Source organism: Bacillus sp. P4_D3 (assembly GCF_056401855.1).
On sequence record NZ_JBFUIN010000083.1, the window covers coordinates 1 to 11,408 of the forward strand.

The 11,408-nt window shown below is 37.1% G+C and carries 10 protein-coding genes and 2 pseudogenes; 1 reads left to right on the forward strand and 11 read right to left on the reverse strand.

The annotated features are described in order from the left end of the window. The 11 genes and pseudogenes from dinG to AC1DTM_RS12050 form a co-directional block, all read right to left on the reverse strand. Positions 1-2,555: pseudogene (gene dinG, locus AC1DTM_RS12000) on the reverse strand (ATP-dependent DNA helicase DinG); the annotation flags it as partial. A gap of 130 nt (positions 2,556-2,685) precedes the next feature. Further along, positions 2,686-3,069: an aspartate 1-decarboxylase gene (panD, locus tag AC1DTM_RS12005; protein ID WP_000490176.1), complete on the reverse strand. Its 384-nt coding sequence runs from the start codon at positions 3,067-3,069 to the stop codon at positions 2,686-2,688. 12 nt (positions 3,070-3,081) lie between these two features. Further along, positions 3,082-3,930 (reverse strand): pantoate--beta-alanine ligase, encoded by an 849-nt coding sequence (gene panC / locus AC1DTM_RS12010; RefSeq protein ID WP_088098878.1) that lies wholly within the window; start codon positions 3,928-3,930, stop codon positions 3,082-3,084. Then, positions 3,930-4,766, reverse strand: a complete 837-nt coding sequence (panB, locus tag AC1DTM_RS12015) for a 3-methyl-2-oxobutanoate hydroxymethyltransferase (RefSeq protein WP_002201124.1) — start codon at positions 4,764-4,766, stop codon at positions 3,930-3,932. The genes panC and panB overlap by 1 nt, the downstream gene beginning before the upstream one ends. A 342-nt stretch (positions 4,767-5,108) precedes the next feature. Continuing rightward, positions 5,109-6,089: a biotin--[acetyl-CoA-carboxylase] ligase gene (locus tag AC1DTM_RS12020; RefSeq protein WP_016104338.1), complete on the reverse strand. Its 981-nt coding sequence runs from the start codon at positions 6,087-6,089 to the stop codon at positions 5,109-5,111. Continuing rightward, entirely contained in the window at positions 6,074-7,267 is a 1,194-nt protein-coding gene (locus AC1DTM_RS12025; RefSeq protein WP_002202602.1) for a CCA tRNA nucleotidyltransferase, read from the reverse strand. The genes AC1DTM_RS12020 and AC1DTM_RS12025 overlap by 16 nt, the downstream gene beginning before the upstream one ends. Next, complete coding sequence (bshA, locus tag AC1DTM_RS12030; protein WP_002086596.1) at positions 7,254-8,399, reverse strand: N-acetyl-alpha-D-glucosaminyl L-malate synthase BshA; 1,146 nt, start codon at positions 8,397-8,399, stop codon at positions 7,254-7,256. The genes AC1DTM_RS12025 and bshA overlap by 14 nt, the downstream gene beginning before the upstream one ends. Continuing rightward, entirely contained in the window at positions 8,396-9,100 is a 705-nt protein-coding gene (gene bshB1 / locus AC1DTM_RS12035) for a bacillithiol biosynthesis deacetylase BshB1 (RefSeq protein ID WP_002202604.1), read from the reverse strand. Before bshB1 ends, bshA begins: the two co-directional genes overlap by 4 nt. Before the next feature lie 11 nt (positions 9,101-9,111). Further along, a complete protein-coding gene (mgsA, locus tag AC1DTM_RS12040) occupies positions 9,112-9,507 on the reverse strand; it encodes a methylglyoxal synthase (protein WP_000684753.1) in 396 nt (131 codons plus the stop codon). Between the two features lie 14 nt (positions 9,508-9,521). Continuing rightward, positions 9,522-10,322 carry a dihydrodipicolinate reductase gene (gene dapB / locus AC1DTM_RS12045; RefSeq protein ID WP_002158574.1) on the reverse strand — a complete coding sequence of 267 codons (801 nt, stop codon included), beginning with the start codon at positions 10,320-10,322 and terminating at the stop codon, positions 9,522-9,524. Then, positions 10,319-10,663, reverse strand: coding sequence for a nucleotide pyrophosphohydrolase (locus AC1DTM_RS12050; protein ID WP_199715446.1), 345 nt, complete (start codon positions 10,661-10,663; stop codon positions 10,319-10,321). The genes dapB and AC1DTM_RS12050 overlap by 4 nt, the downstream gene beginning before the upstream one ends. A 632-nt stretch (positions 10,664-11,295) precedes the next feature. Here AC1DTM_RS12050 and AC1DTM_RS12055 point away from each other — a divergent pair. Then, positions 11,296-11,397: pseudogene (locus AC1DTM_RS12055) on the forward strand (YitT family protein); the annotation flags it as partial. Between the last annotated feature and the right edge of the window lie 11 nt (positions 11,398-11,408).

Below are 11,408 nucleotides of genomic sequence, written 5' to 3' on the forward strand. Positions count from 1 at the left end.
CTCTCCTTTTGCTTCCATCATCGGCTGATTAGGAGGCGTAAAGGGCAGACGGACAATGACAAGGCAACTCAGAGCATCTCCAGGTATATCTATCCCTTCCCAAAACTACTTGTTCCTAACAAAATCGATTTGTCGAACTCTTGAAATTTACGAATGAGGCGACTTCGGCTCTTATTATTCACACTTTGTGTTAATAATAAATATCCTTCTAATGAATCATCACTTTTCAAATTCGTATACGCTTCTTTCAACATTTCATACGAAGTAAATAAAACAAGCATTCTACCTTTTGTAGCTTTCGCTATTTTCGCAATATGTGCCGATACAGATTCAATATATTCCTCATTACTTGCTTGCTTAATAAAAGGCACATCAGTTGAAACCATTAATTTCATTTGTTCTTCAAAACGAAATGGTGATGGAACCTTTAATGTATTGGGCGCAAAATCATGCAAACCTAGCTCCTCTTTTATATAGTCGAACGAATCACTAACTGTTAACGTTGCTGATGTGAAAATAACACTCTTTTTTTCTGTTAAAAATTCATCAGCAAATCTTTCACTAATATGAACAGGCTGCGCATATAAAACTGTTGAATGAATCGTTCCCTTCGTTTCAGTCTCCATCCATGTTACGTATGAATTTTTTTCTAAAATGAGTAATTGTAAAGATTGTACCATCTTTCTCAACAACTCAATTAAGTGCATAAATTCACCTGTAACAACATGCATCTCCCATTCTAATTTACTTTGCAATATATCAACTTGCTTCTCAAGTGTAGTCACTAATTTTCTTACATCATATACAAAACGATTTGTTAACTCGGTAATGCTATCCCATAACTTACCTGTCTCTACTTCCGTGTTATATCGATAAATGAGCGGCATATTGCTCATCCCTTGTTCCTGCTTTGTTTGTTTAAATATGAAAGCACGTAACATTTGGAATAGTTCATCTGCATCAAATTTAAGTTCCTTCAAACTATGACTCACCATACGGAAAGTCGAACGAGAAGCTTGCTCTGATTTTTTCATCATTTTATATACTTTAGAAAGCACATCATCTGTTTCTAACGTACCAAGACGAGATAAAGCTAATTGAAAATACATACATGAGAACTGTTCACCGAATGTTCTACTCGCCGCTTCCTCGATATGATGAGCTTCATCAAAAATAATATGTTCACATGAAGCAAACAGTGGTTCTTCACTTGAAAAATCTTGAAATAATAACGCATGATTTGTAATAACAATATCTGCAAACAATGCTTTATTCTTCGCTCGTTGATAAAAACAACGACTAAACCAGTTACTTTGCATCCCGCCCGGACTATACGCATCACTACAAATACGGTTCCAAAGTAACTTTCCGCCCTCAGGAATATTTAATTCATCACGATCGCCGGTTTCCGTTTGCAATAACCACACTAAAATTTTTGCCTTTGTGAGCGCCATATCATAATTTTTTTCTTCCTCTTGCAAAGCATATTCAAATTTATGTAGACAAAGATAATGCTTTCTCCCTTTCAGAAGAGCTACTTCAAATGAAAATGGCATTATTTTCTGTAATAACGGAATTTCTTTTTCTAGTATTTGTTGTTGCAATTGTACAGTTTGTGTACTTATAATGACAGGTTCTTCTTTTTTCTTTGCGAAATAAATACTTGGAAGTAAATACGCAAGCGTCTTCCCCGTACCTGTTCCTGCTTCAATCAGTGAAAACCTAGAATCTCTTAGCGCTGTATATATTTCCTTCATCATAATTTGTTGGCTTTCTCTTTTTTCAAACTTTGGCATATTCAATTCAAGTTTATCCATTGCCTTATGTAAGAAAGCATCAAATTTAGATGCGCATGTTTCACTGAGGCCTAAAGAATAATTCCGCTTTCGAATCGCAATATTTCGATACACTTCATACTCCTCTGCCCTTTCTTTACCATGCATCATTTTCTTTAAAATATTTTCAGAAAGTACATCCGCTATATCACTTTGGAAAACATCACTTAATTCATAAAGCGATTGTAATGTGACAAGTGGTAACTTTTCAATTTCACTTAAAAATTGTAAAAACAACTCCGCTGTTGCAAGAGCATCACTATCCGCACGATGTGGTTGATCGTGCTCTAGCTCATGCTGCTTAGCTAAATCACGTAATTTATAACTATCAGCTGTCGGCAAAAGAATTTGTGCCAATTCAACTGTATCAATTTTAGGACAATGTACTTCTGTATATCCAGCCTGCCTTAATTCTTCATTTAAAAAATTCCAATCAAAGTGAACGTTATGTGCAACAAAAGCCGCACCTTGTAATAGCTCAACAATCATCGGGGCTACATCTCGAAATAACGGGGCTTGCTTTACAAGATCTTCATCAATCCCAGTTAATTCTGTAATAAATAGGGGAATCTCTCTCTTCGGATTAATAAAAGATGAAAAAATCTCTAATATCTCTCCATCTTCCACTACAACAGCTGCAATTTGGGTGATTTTATCCTTCCCATCCTTCCAGGAGTTMCCTGTCGTCTCTAAATCAACAACGACATAACGCTTACTCATATATGTAACACCTCAATTTCTTACCTATCAAACACAAAAATTATATAATGTTACTATACCAMGTTTTACCTCATCTTAATGAAAAGATGCACAAAAAAGCTATCTCCTTAATTAGAGATAGCCTTCCTACTTATAATATCGTGCCAGCTTTTTCAGCACCTAACATTTCAATAATTTGATTATCATCGTCTAATACTGCAATTTTCGGCTCTTGTTTATGAATATTTTCTTCTGCCACTAAACCATAGCAAATAATAATAACTTTATCACCCGGTTGTACAAGTCTTGCAGCTGCACCATTTAAACACACAACACCGCTACCGCGCTCTCCTTTAATAACATATGTCTCTAAGCGAGCTCCATTGTTGTTATTTACAATTTGTACTTTTTCATTTTCTACAATATTTACCGCATCCATTAAATCTTCATCAATTGTAATACTACCTACATAATTTAAATTTGCTTCTGTTACAGTTGCGCGATGTAACTTCGCTCTCATCATTGTGCGAAACATAGATGCTCCCCCTTATTTCCCCATTAATGTTATATTGTCAATTAATCGTACATGTTCAAACTTAACTGCAATCGCTAAAATGATTCTTCCTTCAATTTTATCTATTGCTTTTAATGAAGGATATGCATATAAATCAGCATAATCTACAGTGCCTTTCGTATACTTCTCAATATGCTCTTTCACAAAATTCATAATGATTTCTGGATTACGTTCGCCTGCCTCAATTCGTTCTTTCGCTATACATAGACTGCGGTATAAATGAGGAGCCTCTTCGCGTTCTTCTAGTGATAAATACACATTACGAGAACTTTTCGCTAATCCATCTTCTTCCCTTACAATATCAACTGGTACGATCGTAACGGGAATATTAAAATCAGTTACGAATCCTTCAATTACAGCTACTTGCTGTGCATCTTTCATACCGAAATAAGCACGCGTTGGCAATGTAATATTAAATAGTTTCATTAGTACAGTCGCAACACCAGCGAAATGACCAGGTCTTTGTTTACCACATAATACGTCGGTACGCTTCACAACTTCTACTGTTGTCGTTTGTTCTGCTGGATACATCTCTTCTACACTCGGATAAAATAAATAATCAATACCATTTTCTTTTGCTACATTTTCATCTCTATCAATATCACGTGGGTATCGATCTAAATCTTCATTTGGTCCAAATTGTAGTGGATTTACAAATACACTTAACACTACAATTTCATTTTCTTCCCTTGCCTTACGTAGTAACGTAGCATGGCCTTCGTGTAAATACCCCATCGTTGGAACAAAACCGATACTTTTTCCACTTGTACGAAGGTCGTTTGTAATTTGCTGCATCTCTTGCACTGTAGTTATGATTTTCATTATTGTTTTCCTCCGTATAACGCTAAGCACTCTTCCTCTTTCATTGTGAATGAATGTTTTTCTTCAGGAAATTGCCCTGTCTTTACTTCAGTAACGTATTGCGAAATCCCTCGCACAATCTCCTCTTGAACAGACGTATATTGCTTCACAAATTTCGGAACACGATTTACGCCGTACGAGATAAGATCATGATATACAAGAACTTGCCCATCTACTTTTTGTCCTGCTCCAATTCCGATTATCGGAATTGTTAACTGCTCTGAAATAAGTTCTGCTAATTGCATTGGCACACACTCTAACACAAGTGCTATCGCACCAGCTTCCTCACATTTCTTTGCATCTTCTATTAATTTTTTTGCACTTTCAGCATCTTTCCCTTGTACTTTATACCCACCTAGCACTCCTACAGATTGAGGAGTTAAACCTAAATGCGCCACAACGGGAATTCCCGCATTCGTTAAGTAGTGAATAGTTGATATAACTTCTCCAGCACCTTCTACCTTTAATGCATGTGCCCCGCTCTCTTGAACAATGCGACGTGCATTAACCATCGTATCTTGCAATGAGACATGATAAGACATAAATGGCATATCAGTTACAATAAACGTCTCTTTCGCTCCGCGGCGTACAGCTTTCGTATGATGAATCATATCCTCTACAGTTACTGGAACTGTTGAATCATACCCAAGTACAACCATTCCTAGAGAATCACCCACTAAAATCATATCGACTTTAGCTTCTTCTGCTAATTTAGCAGATGGATAATCATACGCCGTTAGCATTGTAATCGGCTCACCTTGCTCTTTCATTTTCAAAAAATCTGTTTTTGTTTTCAAAAACTACTCCTCCTTTATGCAGGAGAGAGGAGATGGCCGAAATCATATAAAAAACCCCTCTGGCCATAAAAGGGCAGAAGGGTTGTGTGTTAGTCGGCATTATTCATCCCTCTGTCCCAGTCCGTTATTGGATCAAGGCAGAATCCAAATTATTATTTTTTCATACTGCGTGAAATAATGGTGCAGTTCGCTTTGATACTGCCCATATTCGAACTAATTATAGCAAACTCTGAAAAGGAATTGCTACATTTTTTCGAAAAAATAATTTTCTATCCCTATTACGGTATGTGAAATTTATTAGTATCTAAATAACAAAAAGAAGCTCCAAAATAGGAACTTCTTTTACTTAATTTCTATATCAGCAGAATGAATGTGGTGCACTTTTCCTTGATGATCCTCAAGTAACAATACGCCATCCTCCGTAATCCCTTTTGCTAGCCCATTAATAGTTTCCTTCATCGTTCGAGCTGTAATTTCTTTTCCGATACTTACTGCGTAACTTTCCCAAAGAATTTTAATAACAGAGAAGCCATTTTTTAAATACTCTTCATACAATTTCTCTAGTTGCAAGAAAATTTGTTGCATAAGTTCCGCACGAACAATCGGCTTATCCGATTCAATTGCTAATGAAGTTGCAATTTGCTGAATTTCCTCATCAAAATGTTCTTGTTTCTGATTTGCATTAATGCCAATCCCCATAATAACAGCATTAATTTTATCTGGATCAGCTTGCATCTCTGTTAATATACCGACAGCTTTTTTACCTTGAATTAAAATATCATTTGGCCATTTAATCCCTACGTTTACACCGGTACATTTTTCAATTGCTTGCGCTACGCTAACAGCTGCTAATAAAGTAAGCTGTGGTGCATGATGAACTGGAATAGATGGACGCAAAATAATACTCATCCAAATTCCTGTTCCTTTTGGAGAATACCATTTTCTACTTAAACGTCCTCTACCTGCTGTTTGTTCTTCAGCAACGACAATTGTTCCCTCTTCTGCGCCTTCATAAGCAAGTCTCGCTGCAATATGCTGAGTAGATTCAACCGATTCTTCAAAATAAACCGTTCTACCGATACGCTCTGTTTGTAATCCTAATTGAATCTCATTAGCAGTTACTTTATCTGGTTTACTAGCAATTCGATACCCTAAGCGGCGTACAGCTTCTAGTTCATACCCTTCATTACGAAGGTCCTCCATATGCTTCCATACAGCGGTTCTCGAACAGCCAAGTTTGTCACTAAGTGTTTGACCAGATACAAATGCACCATCTGCTTCAGAAAAAACTTGTAATAACTGCTTTCTTATAGTAGATTGCATCTTTGTAGCCACTCCCTTATATTCTCTTTCTTATTAACTAAATCTCCTTGTACGATTGCTTCTTCAATATTTTGAAGCATTTCGGCAACCCACGGACCTGGCTTTTTATCTGCCCAGCTTAATAAATCATTACCAGTCACATTCATTTCTTGACGATTTTTGATCGGCAATGCATGAAATAATGATTGTACTTGCTTAACAGACGCACTATTATAACTTTCTATTATCGCTTCATATACTCTTTCCGCCATCTCAGCGATGCGAATTCCAGTTTTATAAAGAAGGATTGTATCCCACTCCTTCTCCTTTCTAGAACGAATTGCTAATAAAACCGCTACGATATCTTTAATCTTTTTATTCGAGAACTTCCATTGACGTAAAAAGACAGATGGATGCTCTTCTCCGATACAATATAAGAAAAATGCCCACGCCTCAACGTCTGTTTCGAAAGAATCCCATTTATACTGCGTAGCTTTCAAGAGTCTTTCTTCTGACATTTGCAAATATGGCAGATGAGAAAATAGCTTCGTTTCTACTAACTCTTGAAGACCATTCACACAATATGTACCGGTCAACAATTTTTCAAATTCAACTGTAATTCTTTCAATCGCTATATGTTCGAGCAAATGCCCATACGTTTCAATTGCTTGTTTCGTCTTTATTTCCAAAGAGAAACCTAACGTACTTACGAACCGAATACCACGCATCATTCGCAGTGCATCTTCTTGAAAACGGTCTGCAGCATCTCCAACCGTTGTAATTTCCTTCAGACGAATCGCTTCTTTTCCAGCAAATAAATCAACCATTTCGCCTTCCTCTGTCATTGCAATTGCATTCATCGTGAAATCACGTCGTTTTAAATCCTCTTCTAATGAACGGACAAATTGAACACTACTAGGTCTCCGAAAATCTTCATATTCGCTTTCTGTTCGAAAAGTAGTTACCTCATACGGTTCACCATTTTCTACAACAATTACAGTTCCATGCTCAAGACCAACCGGAACATGTCTTGGGAAAATAGCCATTACTTCTTCTGGTAAAGCAGATGTTGCGATATCGATATCTCCAATCGGTCTATCGATAATAAGATCGCGTACACTTCCACCAACGAAGTAAGCCTCATGTCCGTGCTGTTTTAATATCTCAATAATTGAACTAGCTTTTTTAAATCTTTCCATTCTTGTCATCCCTTAGTATGTCATAATAAATCGCCTCATACTGTGAAACGATTTTTTCCGAACGAAACTGCTCATATACAGATTTCATCGCTCGCTCTCCCATATTACGGTGAAGTTCTTCATTTTCTAGTAGTTGAATTGCTTGCTTAGCTATTCCATCTGTATCTCCAACTTCACATATATATCCTGTCTCACCATGTTGAATGACCTCTGGAATGCCCCCAACCCTCGTTCCGATACTAGGCACACCACACGCCATCGCTTCTAATATAACGAGACCAAAACTTTCCTTTTCTGATAAAAGTAGCATTAAATCACTCATCGCAAGAAGCTCTGCAACATTATCTTGCTTTCCTAGGAATAAGACACGTTCCTCAATATGTAAACTTTTCACCAATTGTAAAATAGTACAGAACTCTGGTCCATCACCAACAAGAAGCAATTTCGCATCTACTTCCTTTACAATTTTGGCAAATGACTGCACAACATCTTGTACACGCTTAACCTTTCGGAAATTTGAAATATGAATCAACACTTTTTCATTTTCTCGTATACCATATTCTTTTTTTAATTGAGACATATCACGCTTGAAATAAACACGTTCGTCTACAAAATTGTATACCGTCTCAATTTCTTTATCTGGTTTTACAAGTTCATTCGTTTCTTCAATTAACGAATGTGACACAGCTGTAACAACATCAGATTGTTCAATACCAAAGCGAATTAAATTATTTAACGAAGGGTCGGAACCTAACACAGTAATATCCGTTCCATGTAAGGTTGTAACAATTTTAATACGCTCCCCAATCATTTGTTTTGCTAAATATGCACAAATAGCATGAGGGATTGCATAATGCACATGTAAAATATCAAGGTTTTCTCTTTGAGCAACCTCTGCCATTTTACTCGCTAATGCTAAATCGTAAGGTGGATATTGAAAAACAGAATATTGATTTACTGTTACTTCGTGAAAATAAATGTTCGGGTACACTTTATTCAACCGAAATGGTACACCCGATGTAATAAAATGAATTTCATGTCCGCGTTCCGCCAATTGCTTTCCTAACTCTGTCCCAACAACCCCAGAACCACCTACAGAAGGATAACATGTAATACCTATTTTCAATTTCATTTACATCCCCCTATTAAATCAGCATGTAATAAAACCGGCTTCTTACTCATAAATCCTTCGGCATACAGCACTCCAACTTCTTTCCCAAACATCTTCTCCCGAGCGATTACAGTTTCAACGTATCCTTCGGTTAATGGCGTCTTAACACCATCACTCCCTGTTGAAAACTGACTTTCATACGCTTCTAACGCTTCCACCTTTTTAGAAAGGTATTCACTAATATCTATACAAAAATTCGGTTTATGAAAACCATTAATTATATAATTATAAAAAGACTCTACACGGTGCGGCGGAAGTTCAGGCATATATTTACGAATTCCCGCTGAAAAGATAGCTTCTTCCACAAGTTTCGCGCAATTAGCATGGTCTGGATGACGATCTTCGTAATATGGTGCGAAAATTAGTGTTGGTTTATATGTACGAATAATCTTTACAATTTCACGTATATACTCTTCTTTCATATACAAACCACGGTCTGGCATCGCTAAATTAATTCTCGTTTTTACTCCCATAATACGAGCTGCAGCCTTTGCTTCTTCTTTTCTTAGTTCTACCGTTCCATTTGAAGAAAGATCAGCTTCTGTTAAATCGCAAATGCCTACTTCATATCCTTGTTTCGTATACTTTGCAATGGTACCTGCCATGCCAATTTCCACATCATCGGCATGAGCACCAAACGCTAATATATGTAATCCACTCATAATTGTTCCCCTCATTTTCTTAACTTTCGGTAATCTAAATCTCCCCGCTCTAATGCATGCATTAGCATTTCAGCACTTGCCATATTCGTTGCTAGTGGGATGGCGTATACATCACATAAACGAAGTAACGCATTGACATCAGGTTCATGCGGCTGCGCTGTTAGTGGGTCCCGGAAAAAAATCACCATATCCATCTCATTTTTTGCAATCATTGCACCAATTTCTTGATCGCCACCAAGAGGACCAGATTGATATCTTGTTACAACTAAACCAGTTGCCTCCATAATACGAAGTCCTGTCGTTCCTGTTGCAAAAAGTTCATGTTTTTCAAAGATTGGTTTATATGCGTACGCGAACGAAACCATATCATCTTTCTTTTTGTCATGTGCGATTAAGGCAATTTTCATCCGTTGTCTCCCCTTTAGTCGATAATGTTTTCTAAACCATACACAAGATGATCAAGGTTCATTACTGTTTCAATTGATAGTTTTACACCTGACATAAATGATGCACGGTTGAATGAATCATGACGAACTGTTAACATTTGTCCATCTCCACCAAACATTACTTCTTGGTGTGCAATAAGCCCTGGTAGACGTACGCTATGAATGTGAATACCATCCACATTTGCACCACGTGCTCCTTCTAATTGTTCCGTTTCATTAGGGTGTCCTTGCTCTTTTGGTACACGATTTTGACGGATTAATTCTACTGTTTTTACAGCTGTACCAGATGGTGCGTCTAATTTTTGATCATGGTGTAATTCAATTACTTCAACATCTTGGAAGTACTTTGCTGCCATTTGTGAAAATTTCATCATAAGAACTGCACCAATTGCAAAGTTTGGAGCGATAATTGTTCCTACTTCTTTTTCTTTTGCATTTTCTGTTAATTGCTTTAGTTCTTCTTCAGTAAATCCAGTTGTACCAATAACAGATCGAAGTCCACGTTCAACTGCAAGTGTCACATGTTTCTTTCCAACTTCTGGTGTTGTTAAATCTAACAATACATCTGCTTCTACTTCATCTAAACAAGTATGTAAATCCGCATAAATAGGTGCATCTAGCGCTGGCATTCCAGGTAAATCAGCGATTTTCTCTCCGCCATGCTTATAATCAATTGCTGCTACTAAATTGAAATGTTCTGTTCTTTCCATTAAAAGGACTGCTTCCTGTCCCATACGTCCTCTTGGTCCAGCGATGATTACTTTAATTTCTTTCATGCTTCTTTCTCTCCCTCATCATTACGTGTCCAGCGATCTTTATCACGTGTATTAAATTTATTCATTACAATGTTATGCGCTGTTTCTAAATCAATATTTAAACTATTTGCCATACAAATCATAACAAATAACACATCTCCAAGCTCTTCCTCAATACTTCGTTCTATCTCAGTCGTTTTCTTCGGCTTCTCACCATAATAATGGTTAACCTCTCTTGCAAGCTCTCCCATTTCTTCAGTTAAACGGGCCATCATTGCAAGCGGACTAAAATAACCTTCTTTAAATTGACCAATATATGCATCTACTTCTTTCTGCATATCTTTCATCGTTTTTGCTTCCATACTTGTCACCTCTATTCCTTCCTCTTTCATGTTAGCCAATTCATCGCGATTTGACAAATATTATTCTCTCATATCCCTATTTACGACTCTTTTTTGGATAGACTATAATAAAGTGAAACTTTCTTTTGCAATGTTTTTCTGCAAAAGATTAGTTGAACCAATCGGGTCCCTACGGCTGGTTCGCCCTTTTCTTCTTTGCTTTTCCCTCTACCAGCCGTTGGGACGGGGTAAAGTGAAACTTTCTTTTGCAATGTTTTTCTGCAAAAGATTAGCCTGAACCAATCGGGTCCCTACGGCTGGTTCGCCCTTTTCTTCTTTGCTTTTCCCTCTACCAGCCGTTGGGACGGGGTAAAGTGAAACTTCTTTTGCAATGTTTTTCTGTAAAAGATTAGCCTGAACCAATCGGGCTCTTACGGCTAGTTTGCTCTGTCTTCTCTGCTTTATCTCCTACCAGTCGTTTGAGCGGGGTAAAGTGAAACTTCTTTTGCGTGATTTTTACAAAAGGTCAGCCTGAACTAATTAGGCCCTTATACTATTCTCTATTTTTACTAGCAACTAGAAATAACTTATTATTATGTCTTACCGTTTAAGCGGAGCAATTCCAATCATTACATAACTAGGGGGATTTCTATATGAAAGCAAATTTGAAGATTCGAAATATCATTTTCATTTTAATCGGTTCCGCTATTTTTTCTTTCGGCATTGTAAATATCAATTTAGAAAACCATCTTGCATAGGGTGGGTT

What these genes read in the sequence shown, in the direction of transcription:
- AC1DTM_RS12050 (WP_199715446.1), bottom strand. Translation starts at nt 10,663, where the DNA reads ATGGAAGCAAAAACGATGAAAGATATGCAGAAAGAAGTAGATGCATAT.
- panD (WP_000490176.1), bottom strand. Translation starts at nt 3,069, where the DNA reads ATGTTTCGCACAATGATGAGAGCGAAGTTACATCGCGCAACTGTAACA.
- mgsA (WP_000684753.1), bottom strand. Translation starts at nt 9,507, where the DNA reads ATGAAAATTGCCTTAATCGCACATGACAAAAAGAAAGATGATATGGTT.
- AC1DTM_RS12025 (WP_002202602.1), bottom strand. Translation starts at nt 7,267, where the DNA reads ATGGAAAGATTTAAAAAAGCTAGTTCAATTATTGAGATATTAAAACAG.
- bshA (WP_002086596.1), bottom strand. Translation starts at nt 8,399, where the DNA reads ATGAAATTGAAAATAGGTATTACATGTTATCCTTCTGTAGGTGGTTCT.
- dapB (WP_002158574.1), bottom strand. Translation starts at nt 10,322, where the DNA reads ATGAAAGAAATTAAAGTAATCATCGCTGGACCAAGAGGACGTATGGGA.
- panC (WP_088098878.1), bottom strand. Translation starts at nt 3,930, where the DNA reads ATGAAAATCATAACTACAGTGCAAGAGATGCAGCAAATTACAAACGAC.
- bshB1 (WP_002202604.1), bottom strand. Translation starts at nt 9,100, where the DNA reads ATGAGTGGATTACATATATTAGCGTTTGGTGCTCATGCCGATGATGTG.
- AC1DTM_RS12020 (WP_016104338.1), bottom strand. Translation starts at nt 6,089, where the DNA reads ATGCAATCTACTATAAGAAAGCAGTTATTACAAGTTTTTTCTGAAGCA.